Origin of the sequence: Bacteroides xylanisolvens XB1A (assembly GCF_000210075.1) — a bacterium.
Taxonomy (GTDB): Bacteria; Bacteroidota; Bacteroidia; order Bacteroidales; family Bacteroidaceae; genus Bacteroides; species Bacteroides xylanisolvens.
On record NC_021017.1, the window covers coordinates 4656955 to 4676964 of the forward strand.

10 protein-coding genes and 1 pseudogene are annotated in these 20010 nt (G+C 39.9%); all 11 read right to left on the reverse strand.

The genetic code is table 11. The features are described from left to right. Nucleotides 1-2604 (reverse strand): Eco57I restriction-modification methylase domain-containing protein (locus BXY_RS17940; RefSeq protein ID WP_208946845.1); only part of this gene is annotated, 2604 nt, incomplete at its 3' end. Between the two features lie 10 nt (nt 2605-2614). Continuing rightward, nucleotides 2615-5945: pseudogene (locus BXY_RS17945) on the reverse strand (helicase-related protein). Nucleotides 5946-5965: 20 nt separating this feature from the next. Further along, nucleotides 5966-6676, reverse strand: a complete 711-nt coding sequence (locus BXY_RS17950) for a hypothetical protein (RefSeq protein WP_005809780.1) — start codon at nt 6674-6676, stop codon at nt 5966-5968. A 4-nt stretch (nt 6677-6680) separates the two neighbouring features. Further along, complete coding sequence (locus BXY_RS17955; protein ID WP_005809778.1) at nt 6681-8258, reverse strand: ATP-binding protein; 1578 nt, start codon at nt 8256-8258, stop codon at nt 6681-6683. A 66-nt stretch (nt 8259-8324) separates the two neighbouring features. Beyond that, a complete protein-coding gene (locus BXY_RS17960) occupies nt 8325-13199 on the reverse strand; it encodes a RecQ family ATP-dependent DNA helicase (protein ID WP_005809776.1) in 4875 nt (1624 codons plus the stop codon). Nucleotides 13200-13709: 510 nt separating this feature from the next. Then, nucleotides 13710-15965, reverse strand: coding sequence for a cation:proton antiporter (locus tag BXY_RS17965; protein ID WP_015532584.1), 2256 nt, complete (start codon nt 15963-15965; stop codon nt 13710-13712). A 127-nt stretch (nt 15966-16092) separates the two neighbouring features. Next, nucleotides 16093-17109, reverse strand: coding sequence for an inorganic phosphate transporter (locus tag BXY_RS17970; RefSeq protein WP_015532585.1), 1017 nt, complete (start codon nt 17107-17109; stop codon nt 16093-16095). A 15-nt stretch (nt 17110-17124) separates the two neighbouring features. Continuing rightward, a complete protein-coding gene (locus BXY_RS17975) occupies nt 17125-17718 on the reverse strand; it encodes a DUF47 domain-containing protein (RefSeq protein ID WP_208946846.1) in 594 nt (197 codons plus the stop codon). Between the two features lie 130 nt (nt 17719-17848). Further along, entirely contained in the window at nt 17849-18484 is a 636-nt protein-coding gene (locus BXY_RS17980) for a DedA family protein (RefSeq protein ID WP_004316898.1), read from the reverse strand. A gap of 147 nt (nt 18485-18631) precedes the next feature. Continuing rightward, the gene (locus BXY_RS17985; RefSeq protein WP_004316897.1) at nt 18632-19063 is read right to left on the reverse strand and encodes a hypothetical protein; all 432 of its coding nucleotides are present in this window, start codon (nt 19061-19063) and stop codon (nt 18632-18634) included. Nucleotides 19064-19162: 99 nt separating this feature from the next. Further along, nucleotides 19163-19984 (reverse strand): GNAT family N-acetyltransferase, encoded by an 822-nt coding sequence (locus BXY_RS17990; protein WP_004316896.1) that lies wholly within the window; start codon nt 19982-19984, stop codon nt 19163-19165. Nucleotides 19985-20010: the final 26 nt, after the last annotated feature.

A 20010-nucleotide genomic window follows, 5' to 3' on the forward strand; every position in this document is an offset into this window, starting at 1 on the left:
AGTAAGCACACCTCGATAGATATTTATATCCCAATCTTTAAGTGGAGTTCCAACCGCTTCAATCTTCTGTTTGATACTCTGTTCAATGGGAGACAATATCACCCACGGGGTAGAGCCTGTAAAGTCGCACTCCACGCCTTGTTGCTGCACGAAAACGCTCAAATTCTTAACGCCATCTTTATTTTGTTTATTGGTGACAGCGCATAAAGTTTTATGCTCGTTATCTTCTTTAGAAAAGAGTAAGATGTTTGTATCAACTGTAGCACTCTCAAATATTTTCACGCCTGCGAAGTCTATAAGCAATTGGGGATTTGTATTCTTAGCAAAGAATCCACGTGTTTTTTCTCCGTATCCGGCACGCATCCATTTGTTGGACGTGATATAACAAAGATGACCTTTGGGTTTCAGTAATTGCCATCCACGTTCGTAGAAAAGGCAATATATGTCTCCCGTTTTTGCGAATGTTTTATAGTCACATGGTTCATAGAGTTTAGCCAATTCACCACCATTATTTTGTAACTGGATGTATGGAGGGTTACCTATTACTATATCGAAGCCATCGCTGACTCCAAACATCCAAGCAGGATCGAAGAACTCTGCTACTGTATTTTGGTCATAAGGATTCCATGCTGCCAATTGTATAGCATCTTCAGGGGCAAAGTCTTTGTCATCCGCCAGTAATCTAGCTAATTTTTCACGTAATACCTTGTCCTTTTCTCGTAAGGTACTTTTGCGGTTAGCAGTTTTTGCAGAAAAATGTTCATGACGGACTTCTATCAATTTCTGTTTTGTTGGCTCAATATCCGGATTCTCAAATAAACAGTGTGAAGCTTGCTTCTTTTTAGCAATCAAAGAATTGGCAGCGACAAACTTTGTTTCGAGGTTTGGTAATGTCGGTATGCCAAAGTTTGGTTTAGAAGCATCTTTTTCACAATCGCAAATCAGTGAGATAAAAAAGCGTAGTTTTGTTATTTGGGCTGCGATACTCTGAATGTCGCTGCCATAGATGCAATTTTCTATGATTGCCAATTTCAAGTCATACACTTTCTCATTTGGAGAAATACGACAGAGCACATCTATCATGCGATTAAGCAATCCCATCGGGAATGCTCCAGAACCACAAGCCGGGTCAAGTATTTTGATAGCCTTTAATCTTTTAGCGACACGCTGATATTCTTCTGGTTTTTCTCTGTCAAGGGTGAAATCTGGATTGAATAAGGAACGTACAAATTGAGTATCTCCTAAATAGGCAATGAGACTTTCGTCTACCATGTAATTGACTATTTCACGGGGCGTATAGAACGAACCACTTTGATTTCGCGCTGTTTCCTTTGTTTCGGGGTTGTATGCGCCTAATAGATTCTCAAATACTTTACCCAACAATTCTGGGTCAAGGGCTACCTGCTGTTCTTCGGGTGAATTTTCCTCTATTGTAAAGTTGTAGCGGCTGAGGATTGAAATCAGTCCTTTCTCTGAATCGAAGAACAGATTGTTAGGGATAATGGCACGATTGCGATAGCGCCCATCAGCAAAACGTTTGTCGTTGCGACTGAAGCCATCATAATTGTAGGCCTGTTCAACACCGTCAATCGTCTTGGTCTTATCAAGGCATTCAAAGAGTCCACCATTAAGGAAGGGGACTTCTGAGAATAAGGTAACGACATCATTCTCGCTGATGTTAAACATTTCGGCATAGCGATAGAGGGTTTTGATATCTTTCTTTATATTGGTAGCGAACTTGCGTTTGTTTCCTTGTTCATCTTCAATAGCACGGTTAAGTGTTGCAAAGAACAAGTTCTGGAGAATTGCATTGTAATAGTTTCCAACAGTCTGACTATATGGGTCAAACTCTTTTAGGATAGTCTGCAAATAATCAATATCGAATATCCGTTGTGGTACCAAGTCCTTCTGCTTGATGAACCATACGAACATAATACGGGTAATAAGTCGAATTACTTTTGTTTCTAAATCCTCACGGTCATCATCTTCAGTTCCCGTATTATTGGGAAAAGAAACATTAGATGATGGTTCTATAGCCCATTGATACCATTCGAATAAATCCTTGTAGAACTGCTTTGTGAGTGTCTCGACAGAAAATGCATTCGTTATGTCACTGAGTGTCTGTTTGCTATTTTTCAATGTGCCAAACTGTTCTATGGCAGTACGGCATCCACGACCTTCGCCAAGCAAATATGTATAGCGTTTTGTATTAGTTGACATCTTTTCATATTCGCCTTGTTTGTTAAACCCCCAAGTTTCACTTACGTATGAGAATCTAAGAATGCTTTCATCCTTACGATAACAGAACATAAATGCTCCAGCATACCCCATATTACGCCAATCTGTAGTGAGCATATCACGAATGCCACGACGGTTACGCTCAATGTCAACTTTGTCACTCAATTCCACTTCGTATATGGCTATAGATTCTCCATCTACAAGAGATATTTTGCCAAGATTCAATGCTTCTTTAGCTAAGCGGCTACTTACGTGGACCGCAGAAGGAGTGTTCCAAAAACTAATTTTGTTTCGGAATATATCATAAAGCAATTTTTGCCAAGCCTCACGATTATATTTAGATTCGATGACTTCTTTGTAGTTCATATTGCTATTTTTAGAGTTTATTGAATGATTCTGATAAAATAATTTCTGCATTAGTCTCTTGCTCATTAAGCAGAGATTCTTGTGCCGTATAATATGGTGCATACTTTTTTGCCATATCAATGATTTCTGCAAGTGCTTCATCATGTGTCATTCTGGCTTTACCTCCTACGCGACGCAAGTTTTTCTGTATGCGTTGTAAGCGTTTAGCTATGTAGGTGATGACACCTCTTTCCGCTAATGTTTTGAGCTGAACTACTTTTATGTATAGTTCATTATCGTCTATTTCACGAATGAAATTATTTAACAAATTTACAGCGGTACTAACTTGCACTCCAACAGAACCTTGTTCCTCATGGGTAGTTTCTTGAGAACGTGCTTCTTCATCCTGCATCATGCGAAATTTTCGTAAAGCCATATTAATATGCTTATGGTGTTGCTCTATACGCTCTGCGGATTGTTCTTCTTTGGGAGCTTTGAAATATTTTAGAGCATCAAGCACAGAAAGTTCTTCTGCTGTTTCTGAGACCAAAAAGAATACCTTACGGAAATTCGTTTTCAGGAATACAAGAGTGTCATTTGCAAGTGTTACTCCATCTACTTTTTTCATTTCACGACCAGTACGGCTACGCAATGAGAGTTTTGCTATGCGATTATATTCTCTACGGTTGTTTTGATAGAGTGCACGGAGTTCCTCGTAATATGGCAATTCTTGATTACATTCTTCCTTTTGTTTCTTCATGCCTTCATCAAAGAGTTTACTTAAGTCGCGGTCAAGAATTTCTTCTTGTGAGTAAATTTGGTTGTCTTCACCGAAGGTGGAATGAAAGGTTTGAATCTTACTTAATGCGATTTGATTTAGATTGATTTCACGGTTTCCTTCACGGGATGGATAGAAAACGTAATTGTATATATGTTTGGATGAAGAACCGATACGATTGACGCGACCAATACGTTGCATCAGTCGGGTGCTATTCCAAGGAGTGTCATAATTTACAATCACATTTGCTCGATGCAAGTTTACACCTTCAGCAAGCACATCTGTGGTGAGGATGATATTGTAGTCATTGAGTTTTGTCTTATAGTTAGCATCAAAATTCTCACGGATAGTTTTGAACTGCTTACTACGATTATCAGCGGAGATTACCAATACGTCTTTACGATTAATACGGCGTGCCAAATACTCTACTGTGTCAACTGATTCTGAAAATACAACTAGTTTCTGTTCAGGATTGCGTTCCGATTTGAACAACTTATGCTTAAGCAGCTCATTGAACTTTGTGAACTTGGAATCATCTTCGTCTTTTATATCTGCCCATTCTGAACATAACATTTCAAGTGTATTCTGATCTCCTCTAAGCATTTCTATAAATTCAGGCTTAAAATCATCAGCAGTGAATACTGCATTTTTGGGATTATCTTCCGCTTTGGCATTTAGTTTCTCCTCAATTTCTTCATCACTCAACCCTGATTCTAATAGCATATTGATATCAAGATCCGGAGCAATGAATACTTTGTTGCGGTCAAACATATCTATCATATTTTGGTTTGCTTGACGGAAATTGTCTAATGAAACTTGGAAAGCATAAAAACTGCTTTCTAGCCGCTTCACCAATCCGTTTTTACGGATTCCAGCTAAGCTGCGGCTTATTAATTCCGCGTTATCATACAGTCCTTGTGCCGCTTCAGGCTTCAAGTAGGCTATAGCTTGATAACGAGCGTACGTCAAGTTCTTTTCAAGAGTAAGCATAGCATGTTCAAACAAATCAGCGAGATGCTCATTAAGCTCATATCGACTTTCTATAGGACGCTCTACTTTTGGAAAGCCATTCACATCCTTATTATATCGAGGCACGTTCTCGATGTCAGTACGTGTACGCCGAACCGTCAATGGCTTGATAACGCGGTCTCGAACTCGTTCTGCTAATTTCTTGAATCGACTTATGTCGAAATTTGGCTCTCTTTTTAGCTGTTTAAATTCTTTAATAAGAGGTGAAAAGAATGCCGTTAAATTTGATACACCATCAATCGTACATCGGCGTGGATCTTGGAATAATTGGATTTCTGTGTATATATCTGCAGGTGTATTATTCATAGGTGTTGCTGAAATAAGCATTACCTTTTTCTTAAAGCCGGGAATATTTCCATTTTCTATACGGGGCATTTTGCATATTTCCTGCAATTGCTCAAAGGCAGAGGTTGTATGCGAGCGGAATTTATGTGCTTCATCAACCAAAATAAGGTCAAATTCATCAGCATTCCAGTAGTTATAATTGTCTTCATCGAGAATCTTAGACAAACTGCCATTGGAAATAAAATTAACAAACTTGTCAATGCCAAAATCTTTAAATGTTGCTTTCCAGTTGTGTTCTACGGCAGGTGGATAGACGACGAGAATTTTTGTTTTGTCACGCCCATTCTCGATTAAGAATTTCTTAGCTATCATTGTAGCAATTACAGTCTTGCCAAGACCTACAACATCAGCAAGAAAAAAGCCATCGTAACGCAGTAGCTTTTGATAACCTTCTTCCACAGCATCCATTTGGTAATCATATTTCTTATACCCTTCCGGCATATCAAATGGATTGTTATCGTCTGTTGCCATGACTCTATCCGAAAAATACTCCATGAGCATTTTAATATAAAGGTCATAAGGTGAAGCATCACCTTTGAGGTATGTATGATCTATTGATGTTTTTACATCATCAGCCGTAATTTCGCATCCTTCGGCTTCTTTCCATAATAATTCAAATTCTTCTTTGGCAAATTTTACATCATCATATCTATCCATTTTTACATTAAACTCATACTGACGTTCCTCCGTGATGCCTAGTCCGTTTCCAGTAAGATTACTGGAACCAGTTATAGCCATTCCTTGGGTGTATTGATTAAAATCGTTTGGATAAAGTACGTATATTTTGGCATGTATTTTTTTTGGAAGGATGCGCTCTTAGTTCCAATTTACCATCAATAAGGTCTTTCACCATTTGGAACATTCCATTTTCGACCTCTTTGCTATAATGCGAATGCTCTATATCTCGGCGAATTTCACGTAGACACTCTTCTTTTACTTCTTCTTCTGCTCCAAAAAATATCTTTCCTTGCCTTGTTGCTTGTGCAATGTATTTATCTACATTTATTCCTATTAAGACCCTAACCTTATTTATGTTGTCTAGGAAAGGACGTAAAGAAAAATATCCTGATGCTCTGAGAAAACCGACAACTGCATCAAGATTACAAATATGAGGATTATGGTGTAGTATGCCCTCAAATTCTTTTATGAGGGTATTGTTGTCTCTATTCGTGAAAAAGTTAGAATGAGTATATTTTTTAACATTATCCATGTTTTTGATAATTTAGATATTTATTTCTGAGTGTTTTCTTTTTCCCTTCTTTCTTTTACCTTTTCCAATCCCGGCATCTTTTTAGCCAATGCACTTTCTCCTGCTGGAAAATAGAGAGGAAAAACTTTATATAAGAAACCCACAACTTCACTACGACTTTTATCCATATTGTAAAAAGCAGAGCAGACAAAGTACATTAGTTCTTGCTGACTACATGTTTCTTTGGGCTGTATGCTTATTGAGGGAGCAACTATCAAGTCATGTTCAGCAAATGATAGAGCACTGGCAAGAATAGCTTCCTGTTCTTTTTCGGTAAACATCTTTATTTTCCCAGCTAACCATTCAAGCTCTCTTTGCTGAAGTGCTTGTTGTTTTTCGTTTTGATGCTCCAATAGGATTGCTACATTTTCTTGTTGCTTTTCTGTCAAGGCGTTTTCTAATGCTTGGTTCTTTCGTTTAAGAACATTGAACTTCAGTAAAGCGGCAATATACATACAGAAATATCCTACTGCAATATCGAATATTAGGACAAGCAGATAATTGTTACTTGAGTTTTGTATGCCACCAGCCATATATTCACTAATAGGGATAACAGCTAATAACATGATGATGGCTATTGCATAAAGTACTTTGTATCGCGTTTTATGGTTTACCTGTGGCAAAGAGGCAAACAAAAAGGCGATAATCAAAACGGCAATTATTACACTGAATGGTATGAAAGATGTCTCCATAGTTTTATTGCTCAGTTTGAGGGTTAACAATAATGCGCCAATAGCCACCATGATCTGCTCCTTCACGAGACAAAATTCCCATAGAACGAAGCTTTGAAATATGTTTTTCTACGGCTCGGGAGCTTATTCCTATTTTATAGGCCATTGCTTCTGCAGACATTGATGGGTCGGAAATGACGAAATCAATAATCTTTTGTGTGGTTTTCCCAATGCTTTTAGATTTGTTTTTCGAATCTCCGAACTTTTTCTCCGAACCTTTTGGGATTATCTCCGAACCTTTCTCCGAACTTTCTTGCGTATTACCAAAGGTTTTCACCGAACTTTTGCTGTTTCCACCGAACTTTTCCACCGAACTTTCTTCGTTTTCAGGGTACTTTTCGAGGGTACTGTTTACCCTGTTAGCCACTTCCTCAACAGGTATTCTTCCATTGTCACCCCAGTTCAGATTATAGAATGTGGTGTAGAAAGAAGTCGCTTCCGTTTGATATTGTGGTTCTTTGCCTTGTAGGAAATTGGGTAGCTTCTCTGTAAGCTCTCGCATTTTGCGTAAGCCGGAACCACGTTTCTCCATATAGTCCAATTGTGTGAACATATCTGCAATGACAGGGTTGCGGCGCATGGACGGCACTTTGTATATGTCACGGTCTTGAATCTGTGTGCCGTCAAGCATGGCACCAGGTGATACTAGTTCTACTCGGTCATCGTAAATGTCAATATGTACTTCACCGCCCATCATGGTGTAATCTCGATGGATAAGGTGGTTTACCAATCCTTCGAAGATGGCGCGGTCGGAATAGTCGGGGAGGTTAAGGCGATAGTTTGGCATCTTCACCCAGCCACTCATGGTATAGTTTTTGATGAAATCCATACCATATTTTAAGAGCAGCACAAGGTTAGCCCGATGTTCCACGGAACTGATGGCATCATCCTTATATAGTCCAGTCCAACGGGTGCAGAAAATACGCGATTGAAATACCGTGCAATTATCCACAAACAGCAATCCTGCATTGGTCAGTTTGTCGTCAGGAGTTACTAGTCCGAATGATTCCAGATACTTGTCGTTCCATTCTTGATGGGTTTGCTCACGGAAGGTATTGGCAAGGATGATGAAAGAATGTTTGCTGGCATCCACTTGGGTAGGAAGAGAATCCCATGTCATGTGCGTACCTTTCAATACCAATGAAAGAAGTTGTTGCGAATTACACTCCACACTTTCATTGCCAATTCGTATATATGCGGTACGTGTTCCATCCTGATAGTAATAATAAGGTGTAAGCGTTCCTGTCTTTACTTTCACTTCAAGCAGGGTATGCCCTTCGTGTTCTATCGGAATAAGTTGAACTTCCGGCACAGGGTCAAGTCGTGCCTTTATCATTTCACTGATAAAATCAGCATCGGCTTGTGGATTCTCCAACCCTACAATTACGCCGTCATCATTCACTCCATAAAACAAACTGCCACCGTCCGTATTGGCAAAAGCCGACACGGATTTAAGCCACGACTTCACTTTCTTACGCTCCAGCATTTCCTTGAAATCGTAAGCTGAGCATTCTGTTATCAATGTATTGTTATGTATCTGCATTATTCGTATAATATTTAATTCTTATCACAAAGGTAGTGATAATATGATAAATTCAAGTGTTTTAACTTACAAAGAAAGTCTCAAGTCTGCTAAGAGAACAGCCGTTTCCGTTTCATCTTTCGGTGCATCTTTGGGCTTCCATGCCACAACAAACCGTACAGATGCAGATTGCACCTTATAACCTCTTTGTTCCCATTCAGATAACGTGCCCTGCATTCTTGATGATAATTTTGCTATAGGTTTATCGGTCGATGAACTATACAAGAAGAAATCATTGTAAATTAAAGAATCTCCTCCTCTTAGTGCTAAAACCTCTTGTTTCCGTTCTTTGAAGAATCCCAAATTGACATCTTTGTGAGAGAGTTGCAGTACAATTTCTTCAGGCATGTCATATTGTCGCTGATCCATAAGATAGCGGTCTGCACTCAAATGATTGAAACAATCACTGTTTGTATGTATGAACAGCCTGTTTTTCGCACGGGTTATTCCTACGTAATATCGACGCATCAGATGGGCATCCTTTACATAATTGTCGGATATGAGCATATACACATCGTCAAACTCTCTGCCTTTGGCCTTGTGAATAGTTGATACCACAACGTCGGCTCTTGATGTGTCGCAAAAGTCTTCCACTGACGACTCAAATACAAACTCCTTGAAGTCACTGAAATATTTTGTTTTGTTGGTTTGTTCAAACAGTTCCACACACCGCTTCACATACATCAAGCTTAGACTCCTGTCATAAGTAGAGAAGGTGTTATGCTTGGCTTCTTCCCACAGCTCTTCCGTGATTAACGGTGTTTTTATCCGCTTGTTTATATACCTCAGGAAATATCTCATTTCGGCCATATTCCAAAAACGTAGGCCGTCCATTGATTGTATCAGTTTACTGTTTATGCCATGTTTCCGCAAAAGAGCCATCAGGATAACGGCCTCTTCATTTGTTTGGGTCAGTACACAAGAAGTTCCTTTATCCCTATGTTGAAGCAAGTTTTCGACGAGCGGCTGATACATATATTCCGATTGATAGCGTATCACTTCAACCCAACCCTTTTCTTTTCTCATGGAGATAATTGGTGTACTTTTTATCCTTTTATGTATATTTTTCAAGAATCCGTTGGCAAAATCCACCGGCTGGCGCGCACTGCGGTAATTTTCGGTCATTTCGACAAACGTGCTTCCGCTTTCTTGTGCCAGTCGGTACATATAACCGGAATCGGAACCGCGGAATTCATAGATGTTCTGGTCATCGTCTCCCACTGCTATCACACGCATCTCCTCATAATTAGCTATTAAAGCCTTTACAAGCGCATGCTCTTCAGCTCCCATATCCTGAGCCTCATCTATAACCAATACTGTCTTACCGATTTTGTTTGGTTCTACTTCTCCTTGGCATATCATCTCGGCTGCCTTTGAAACGACATTCTTTGAATCCTCAAGATTTCCTATCCGTCCCAGGAGGTCGAAGCAATAAGAGTGGAAGGTTTTTATTTCGACAAAGTGGGCGGCGTTGCCTATCAACTCCATGAGCCTTTGTTTGAATTCCGTAGCGGCTGCCCTTGAAAAGGTCAGCATCAGGAGCTGTTCGTGTTTCACATCTTCAAGTAGCAGAAGTGAGGCCAGTTTGTGGACCAATACACGTGTCTTTCCACTACCTGGGCCGGCTGCAACCACAATGCAACGTGAAACTTTATCTGAGATAATATCCAATTGCCGTTTGGATAACTGTCCGAATAATTGTTTGTACTTATGTGGTGTCAAGTTACGTTGTATCTCGTTTGCTCTGTCTCCTTTGAAATATTTTATGACAAACTTTCTGTAGTCCATTTGGAAATAGTCCTGAACATATTGCAAGGCCGCATGATAATCTTTTACCATCAGATTGGCATATTCGCCTACAATATGCACTTGCTGGATTTTCAACTTGTAGAATTCGTTGAGCATCCGATAGTCGTCTTGCTTGTATCTCGACTTGTTGTCCTTTATTCTTTGGATATTCATGGCATTATAAAGTACCAAAAATCCGCCTTCAAGTTTTAGTGAACCGATTTTCGACAAATACAGAAGTGCTTCTTCCACGTCTTCTAATTGAATGTCATCAAGTCTGCTGAAAAGGGATTGAGTGCTTGACTTTATTCGGTTCAGAAGTTCTACCACGGAGAACTGGATGGCTTTACCGGGCATGTTTTCCTTTTCTGCATAAGAAGCTGATTGATATAGCCATTCCACGGCAAAACGGCTTATCTCCAATCGCTTCTCAAAGCGTCTCATAGTAGACTCGAAGTCTGCCTGGCGACTTATTTCCATATTGCGGACCGCATCTTCTTTCTTACGGGTGTACCCCTTGATGGTGAGGAAATAGAGCAGCGTCCGGATATCTTTTTCTTTGGATGTGCTGATTCCGTCGTTCACGGCATTTTCATTCAGTTGCTTGCATGATATTCGTAAAGTTCCGTCGGGAATATGATTAAGGATGTATTGTTCAAGTTTTGCAAAGCGTTCGAGGAGGATTTGTGACTTTCGTTCCGAATCACCTGCATCCTGCAAATAGGCAGATATATCTTTACTGTCTGCCAATATACCTTCCTGTCGCATGCGCTCCACTACAGATATAACATCTCTTTTGCTTAGTCCCAAAATGTCTGCCAGATAATCGATTCGTGATTCTGCTTCCGAATCCTGAGCCTTGGCGATATGTTTTTGAGAAATCAATGACTTGATGATACGGACTGCCTTTTCTATTTCATCGCTGCCAAAAAGTAGTGATGCTGCTATGCGTTCTCTTGCTTCGTCCATATTCTTTACCGTTATTCCCGTGGCATATACATGAGGTACATTGTTTCCTCTTACCAAGTATCCGCTTTGTTCCAAAGCTGCTAATGCTGTCCGTACACGGGTCTCAATGTCAGATACCGAATCATCCCATCCTGCTTGCCGGGCAATTTCCAACGCAGAACAGTTGACTTTCATACGGTGTTTGGTAAGGTCTTTGACGGCTTTCCATACCTGTTGTATTTCACTAATGCTAAGTTTCGTTTGGTTTAGCAATATAAAATGCTTGTCCAAATCATTGTCACTGTAAAGCACATAACAACGTGCGCTAAGACCAGGATCACGACCTGCCCTGCCAGCTTCCTGTACATAATTCTCCAGCGAATCGGAAATATCATAATGCACTACAAGACCGACATCTTTCTTATCGACTCCCATACCAAATGCAGACGTGGCCACGATGATGTGTGCCTGATCGTTCATAAAAGCATCTTGGTTGGCAATTTTTTCATCGGCTTCCATTTTCCCATTGAAAGGGAGTGCCTTGTAACCGTCACGAGTCAGTTTTGCAGCCAGTTCCTTTGTCCGTTTGGTGCGTGACACGTAAACAATTGCCGGACAATCGGCTTCTGCTACAAGTTCTCTCAATTTTAAATATTTGTCATTGTCATTCTCTACATGTATGACGGAATAGTGTAGATTTGTTCTTGAGGCTGTTGATGCGAATAATTCCAAGTTCAAATCCAAAGTCTGCTTGAAATAGTCACAGATGTCTTGGATTACTTTCTGTTTTGCCGTGGCCGTGAAACAGGATACAGGTATCGGGGTTTTGCATTTTTTCTTTTGCTGGTATTTCTGGATGAATTTGCCAATGTAGAGGTAGTCAACTCTGAAATCCTGCCCCCATGAAGAAAAGCAGTGCGCTTCGTCTATCACAAACCTTACAACGTGGCGCGCCATCAATATTTTCTCGATTGTTTTTGAACGGAGCATTTCGGGAGAGATATACAACAACGAGGCTTCTCCGTCTTGTACTCTTTGTATTGACAGAGATCTTGTGATGGGGTCTAACATCCCATTTATGGTTACGGCATCCGTGATGCCTCTGTCGGCAAGGTTGTCTACCTGGTCTTTCATCAAAGACTGCAAGGGGGAGATGACAACCGTAAGCCCGTGCACGGAGTGTCCCGCCATGAGTGCAGGCAGTTGGAAGGTAAGTGATTTACCACCGCCGGTAGGAAATATTGCCAGCAGCGATTTCCCTTTTACCGCAGCTTGGGCAGCACGTTCTTGCAGTGGCTCGCCTTCGTATGTCCGGAAGCGCTCATATCCGAAAAATGTTTTTAGGTTATGGAGCACATCCAATTGCGTATGGCAGTAGTCGCAGCCTTCTTTGCAAGTAGTGTGTCGCAGAAGTTTTATGATAAATTCCACTTCCGGATAATTATAAAGTACCCATCCGGGAGTGATGGAGCGGTAATCGGTGGTGTCAATCAGAGCCAATGCGTATGCCAATCCACATGGATATTGGTTGATGAGCATGTCAAGATCGGCATGTTGGCAAATCTTTCCGGCATAAAGTTCTTTAATAAGTTCAGGTATTCCTTTATGGATATACTCCGCACTTACCATACTGAGAAATCCTTCAAATTCCTTCTTGTCCTTCAGCAGCGATGCAAATAGTATACGCTTTTCTTTCGGTAATGAATGCCAGCATGCTATTTCATCCAACAATAAGTCTTTTGCTTTCTTGCAATCGTTCACCGGATTGTTCATTTGTTCGCTCATCAGTTTGTCATCTTTCACAAGCCTGTGGTAAGGGTGTTCAGGGAACAGTAAAGGCGAAACATAAAGTGTATCAACTAAAATCCAGCGGCATATTTTGTCCGTAAACAGGTATTTAGCATCATGGTGAACGATATTGTGTCCGCAGATGTAGTCTACATCGTTTAAGAAAATGAATAGTTCTTCTTTTGAGGTTTTATGAAATGTCGTGTTATCATGCTTGAGGGCTCCTATATCATGGATTCTATGGTCTTTCAAGCCTATTTCAACATCTACTATGGCATAATTGTGGGCACTACATGGTACAGAGGTGGTTTTATTGCCGATGATATTGTTTCTATCCTCGGTTTTCTTGATTCCTATGAGTTTGCTCCATATTGACATATCTCAATATAATAAATAGTTTTACAACTTGAATTTGTTATGTATCTGCATCGTTTTCTTATTGTTGTTTGGGTATAACATCCCAATATCATATACAAAGGTAAGGATAAAACCGAAGAATCTGTTAAAAACATCGCTTTCTTTTGATTTTTATGCGTTTACATCTCTTTATTTATGAATAAAAATCGTACTTTTGCAGTCAAGAGCTGTGGTTGCTTATGGATGCTTATTTTCGGATTTGCGATATAATTGCAACACGTGTACGCAAGTTGCTCATACAGAGATACTGTTGATTTTGAGGAAGTCAAGTAAAGATCGCTGAATATACAATAAATCAAAATAAGAGAGCTGTAGATTAAATGTTTACAGCTCTCTTTTGTTTTATATGTAATGTGATTTATTTGACCCCGGACTTTATTACAGTATGTGGTGTTAGAAACATCGAAGCTATTTTATTAAGCATGCTTTCTCGTTTTTATACTTTTCCGTTTTGTAAGTAGCCAATTCCAATTACGTCAGATACAGTATTTCTCTAATCTTCTCGCGGTTACCCACAATCCAAACGAGATCTCCTAATTGGAAAGCCGTATCTTTATCCAGAGGGATCAATTCATTATTCCGTTCAATAGTCACAACGATACCGTCGTACTTTTCTCCCAAATGAGACTGCGCAATGGTTTTATTTAAGAAACGGAATTCATCATCTACAGTGAAAGAGTGGAGAGTCATCTTTTTATCTACTGCGTCCGTATCTTTTGTATTTTTTACATCTTCTATTCTATTTCTGAACTCCTGCAATTGCATATCCGTACCGACTACAGTCAGTTTATCCTGCGGATAAATAGGTTCAGAACTTTTCGGAATGTATATATTTAAATCACCACGCGTGATTGCAACTACATTCACTCCAAAATTTTGCCTGAATGAAAGTTCTCCTAAAGACTTGCCGATGTAACCGGAATAAGGCGATACCACGACAGATGTCAAATCAAGGTCCTTGTCATTGAACTCGCTATTGAAACTTGTTTTTAGCGGGTGTCGTTTTTTAGCAGCCTCTTCCCTTCGGTTAAGATTGGCTAGGAATCTCGTTTCCAATCGTGAATATTGCGTGAGGTCTTCCCTAAGAATAAGAATCAATGCCACAACAGCTATGGCAATGATCACACTTATTCCCCAGTTCAGCTTGAAATAGCTGATAACTACGCTAGTGATGAAGAAAAGAGCAACAGATACACGGCCTAGAACGAGAGAAACCAGTCGTCCGTGATTGTAATTCTCATCTCTCCATAGCTTCAGGAATAATTCGGAAGAGTTGTATTTGTTGGAGATGAGTGCCCACAAAAAAGGAGTCATAAGCAAAAGAGTGCCCAGACACATCACCAGCTTAATCCATAGGGTAACAGGAGCAAACATTTCACTGATGGCGGGATAAATGATTTGTATAGACAGCAGCCAGATAGCAGTGAGCAATACGCTATAAATAATAACCCTGCCAATCATGTTTTTTAGTAATTTCTTCCAGTCACTATCGTGATTCATGGTTTTCTTGCCGGAAGCATAACGATCTAATGTTTCCTGTACTTTAGTAGGCAATATTTTGTAAAGCCATTCGGCAAAAGGGTTGGCTAAACGGATAAAATAAGGAGTCGTGAAAGTGGTGATAACAGATACAGCCACAATAATAGGTGAAATAAACGGATCGAGCACTTTGAGCGAAACACCCAGTCCGGCAATGATGAAAGCAAACTCTCCGATTTGTGCCAGGCTGAATCCGGATTTGATAGAAGTGTTCAGCGGTTCTCCGGATAAGAGTACGCCAAATGAAGAGAAAATGGCTTTACCGATAATGGTAACCAGAGTAATGATGATAACAGGCCAGGCATATTCTACCAATACCGCCGGATTTACTAGCATACCGACCGATACGAAAAAAATAGCTCCGAAGAGGTCTTTTACCGGTTGTATGATATGTTCGATGTGCTCGGCTTCGATGGTTTCGGCAAGGATAGATCCCATGATAAATGCACCTAACGCCGTTGAAAAGCCTGTATAGGTGGCCAATACCACCATTCCCAGACAAAGACCGATCGAAACAATCAAAAGCGTCTCATTATTCATCAGCTTCTTTGCTTTTTTAAGAAAAGCCGGAATAACGAAAATACCGATGAGAAACCACAGGATTAAAAAGAAAACGACTTTGAGAACACTAATCAATAAATCTTCACCCACAAAGTCCTGACTTACTGCCATTGTAGAAAGAAGTACCATCATTAAAATGGCAATCAAATCCTCCACTACCAGAGTACCGAATACGATGCCCGTGAAACGCTGGTTGCGTAACCCCAAATCATCAAAGGCCTTGATGATAATTGTGGTAGACGACATAGACAACATTCCCCCAAGAAAGATGGAATTCATCGTGCCCCATCCTAATAATTGTCCTACCAGAAAACCTATGAGCAACATACTGACGACTTCGGTGGTGGCCGTGATAAAAGCTGTGGAACCTACATTCATGAGCTTTTTAAAACTAAACTCCAGTCCAAGTGCGAAGAGCAGGAAAATAACACCTATTTCCGCCCATATATTGATATTTTCGATATCTCCCACGGTGGGGAAAATATTTATATAAGGCCCCGCTAGTAATCCGGCAATGATGTAACCTAAGACTAAAGGTTGTTTCATCCATTTGAACAGCAAGGTTATTACACTGGCCGATATTAATATCAGCGCAAGGTCGGCAATCAAAGTTGGTAAATGTGACATTTAGTGATGGATTTATTCATTTTTTTCTTCCTGATAGTTAGACAGAAAAGAGCCAAGGGACATGGATGTTCAGCTCTTTTCTTTTTCGAGAGTGTCGGCAGTCAATTATTCATTATATTGTTTTCCTCTATAAAAAGAAGGAAACAATATAATAGATAGCTGCTGCCAGGAGTCCACTGACCGGAATTGTAAGAATCCAGGCAGTCATGAGGCTTTTTGTTATTCCCCAGCGAACGGCAGAGAGGCGTTTGGTTGCACCTACTCCGATGATTGCACCTGTGATAGTATGTGTAGTACTAACGGGGATTTTCAGCATTTCCGTAATGTAGAGAGTGAAAGCACCGGCTGTTTCGGCAATTACTCCTTCCAATGGGGTTACTTTGGTGATTTTGGTTCCCATTGTCTTTACTATTTTCCAACCTCCGGACATGGTGCCGAGTGAGATGGCGGTGAAGCACGAAAAAGCAACCCAGTCGGGAAGGTCATTGATGCTGTTGATACCCATACCCAATCCCATAGAATGGGCGGCTATCATGGCAGCGGCAATGATACCCATTACTTTTTGTGAATCATTCAAACCATGTCCGACGCTGAAGAGAGCAGAAGAAACGAGCTGCAACCTCTTAAACCAGACTTCAGCTGTATGAGGATGTGCGCGCCGGCAGATGTAAAGAACAAACAGAGTGAAACCGAAAGCAATCACCATTCCGATAAAAGGAGCCAGAAAGATGAAAGCTGCAATTTTAAGAATGATATTAAGTTGAATTGCTTCAAACCCGTTTGCCATAATGGCAGCTCCTGCAAATCCTCCGATAAGTGTATGTGAGGATGAAGACGGGATACCTTTCCACCATGTTACCAGGTTCCAGGTGATGGCTGCTATTACTCCTGCCAATATAATAGGTAAAGTGATATATTGTTCTACCACCGTTTTGGATACTGTGTTGGCAATACCGAATCCGCCTATAATGTATTTGGCAATGAAAAAAGCAACGAAATTGAAGAAAGCAGCCCATAGTACAGCTTGAAAGGGGGTAAGCACCCTGGTAGATACGATTGTAGCTATTGAGTTTGCTGCATCGTGAAAGCCGTTGATATAATCGAATATCAGAGCCAGAATAATGATAGTCACTAATAATTCCATGTGTTCCGGCTTACTTTATGCGTACTTTACAATCAGGTTTTTCAGAATCTTGCCTACATGCTCTGCGGCATCGGTTGTTTTCTCCAGTTCATGCATGATTTCTTTAATTTTGATAAGTTCAATGCAATCCTTTTCTTCTTCAAATAGCTTGGTGATAAAGAATTCATATACGTCATCTGCCTGATTTTCGATTTCATGTAATTTTGAGCAATATTCCCGGAGAAGAGTCGGTTTCTTACGGAATGTTTCAAGTTCGTCCATGGCTTTACAGATGTAGGTCGCTTCTTCCTGAATCAAACGGCTCAATTCTTTGCCGTTCTCCGAGATAGGACGGGGATTGTAAATAGAGATTCGTTTGGCACAACTATTTATTCCGTCGATGACATCATCCATGCAGGAAGCTAAGTCATGAATATCTTCACGGTCGAAAGGAGTGATGAATGTAGTGCCCAATTCATCAAAAATCCGATGCGTCAGTTTGTCCCCTTCACGTTCCAGCTCTTTGATTTTCTTGTAGTAGTCTGCACGTTCTGTAGGTGAGTCATGTTGCAAGCTTTCTGTTAAAACAACGGATGCTTCACAAAGCACTTCTGAAAGTTGTTTCAGCAATGGGAAAAATTTGGGCTCCTTTGGAGTAAACCGGCTAAAAAAGAATTTTTCATAAGTGTAAAAACTTTAAATTGTTTTTTCTTCTCTATTTATATTAGTAACAAATGAATACAGATTATAGTTTGGCGTTTTAAGACTTTAGTTTGGCTCGTACTACCTCTATGATTGCAGGTAATATAGAGATGAATATGATGGCAACGATCAGCAGTTTCAAGTTCTCTTGTACAAACGGAAGGTCTCCGAAGAAATAACCGGCGTAGCAGAATATGCCGACCCAAGCCGCACCACCCGCTAAATTATACATCATAAAATAGTAATAGTTCATCTTTCCCATTCCTGCTACGAAGGGAGCAAACGTGCGTACTATCGGGACGAATCTGGCAAGAATAATTGTTTTCCCACCATATTTCTTATAAAACTCGTGTGTCTTCTCCAGATGGCTTTGTTTGAATATCTTGGAATTGGGATTATTAAAAAGCTTTCGACCGAAGAAATGTCCGATCATGTAATTGCAGGAATCGCCTAATACGGCAGCGGCAAATAAAATGATAACGAGTATATGCACACTGATAGGCATGTCAGGTAAGGCAGAAATAGCTCCTGCAACGAAGAGTAGAGAATCACCGGGAAGAAAAGGAGTGACCACTAATCCGGTTTCACAGAAGATTATAAAAAACAAAATGGCATACGTCCAGGCGTGATAATCACGCACAATCATAACCATATATTGATCGATATGAAGGATGAAATCCAATAAAAAGTCCATTTTATATACTTTGGTTGTTATGGTAAAAAAGAATGTTATTGGCTTCCGGACCATAGTGAATACTCTTTTCACTTAAATGGAGGACGCAAACAGAAAGTGAGGCATCAAAGACTGGAATAGTCTTATGCCGGAAAAAATATAAAATGGCTAAATGAGTATGTGACCTAATGAATAGATATGATATCTATCAGAATATTTAAAAAGATTGGTATAATATGAAAAACCTGTCCATTGGTTTTGAGGAAGCTGAATCTTCAGAGAGCTTAGTATACGGATAGTGACAGAAGGAATATTGAATCGTAGTATCTTTAAAGGAGAGAGGTGTCGGAAAGAAAATGGATTTAAAACACCATTATCGTTATTGTAATCTTGCTTTCCGGTGTATTCTTTTGTTTTGACTAGTTTCTGTTCTTTATCCAGTTGTATGATGCTGGTTTTGGAGGTGTATGAATTGGTATAGGTTTGTATACTGGTACTACCGGTTTCTAACCGGTATGCCTCCTGTGCTTCATCGGAAATCAGATGGAATCCCCAATTCAGAAATACGCCTAATAGTATACAGAATATGTACTTCATCATAACGGTCGCAAAGGTAGAAACTATTTTTATATGAAATACATATTCACAAGCATAATTAACAAATATAATTGTAGCTCTATCGGGAGGGATTCATTATAGTTATGTTAACTTCTGTTGTTTACAGTGAATACAGTAGTCGTAATGCACAGTTCGCAGTTTTCCGCACTTGGGGCAGGTGTATTTATGATTTTGCCATATTAAGAAGTTTTCTTCTCCCTGTTCTTTTATGAATGTAAGATTCATAATCATACTCATTTTGTATTTGTTTTGGTATCTTGCATCTAGTGCTTTTAATCGTTTACAAGGGAAATTTGTGCATTCAAAACAATAATACTTTTTCTTATCACATGAGAAAATGATACAGTTTTGGCAACTTTCCCGAATTTTTCCTGTTTGGGTTCTACAACCGGGGCAAGGCTTTTTTACATCTTGAAAAGCATAACATAATGCGCAGTCCATTCCACAAGGTGCGATGGAACTGATTCTGACTGTCCTCTTGAATATCATTGGCGTATAAGTTATCCCGTTAGTACATAGCTTCTCTTTAGTCTTTTCAAATCCTAAACTTTGATAAAAACGGATAGCGTACGTGGATGAATTAACAGTCATTTCATCTACCGGACAATCATTGATAGCGAAACAGAATAACTGTTTGCCGATACCTTTGCATTGGTACTTTTTTCGGATAAAGAATAAAGAAAGATGTTTCCCTTCATGCTTTGTCCCCATGATGCCAACCAGATTCTTATCCTCAAAAGCACCGTAAATCACTAATTCATTCATCAGTTGCTCGCTGGAGATAAAGCTTTTGAATGAATTCAAACCTTCTTCATCGAAGTCTTCCGCTCCGCATTGTATATATACCTCCAATGCTAACGATGCAGCCAGGGCGTATTCGGTCTTGTCTAATTTGCGTATCATAGTGATTGCTTTTATCATTAATTTGC

Coding starts and splice junctions, on each gene's coding strand:
- BXY_RS17980 (WP_004316898.1), bottom strand. CDS start 18,484: ATGGACTTTTTATTGGATTTCATCCTTCATATCGATCAATATATGGTT.
- BXY_RS17965 (WP_015532584.1), bottom strand. CDS start 15,965: ATGTCACATTTACCAACTTTGATTGCCGACCTTGCGCTGATATTAATA.
- BXY_RS17955 (WP_005809778.1), bottom strand. CDS start 8,258: ATGCAGATACATAACAATACATTGATAACAGAATGCTCAGCTTACGAT.
- BXY_RS17960 (WP_005809776.1), bottom strand. CDS start 13,199: ATGTCAATATGGAGCAAACTCATAGGAATCAAGAAAACCGAGGATAGA.
- BXY_RS17985 (WP_004316897.1), bottom strand. CDS start 19,063: ATGATGAAGTACATATTCTGTATACTATTAGGCGTATTTCTGAATTGG.
- BXY_RS17990 (WP_004316896.1), bottom strand. CDS start 19,984: ATGATACGCAAATTAGACAAGACCGAATACGCCCTGGCTGCATCGTTA.
- BXY_RS17970 (WP_015532585.1), bottom strand. CDS start 17,109: ATGGAATTATTAGTGACTATCATTATTCTGGCTCTGATATTCGATTAT.
- BXY_RS17950 (WP_005809780.1), bottom strand. CDS start 6,676: ATGGAGACATCTTTCATACCATTCAGTGTAATAATTGCCGTTTTGATT.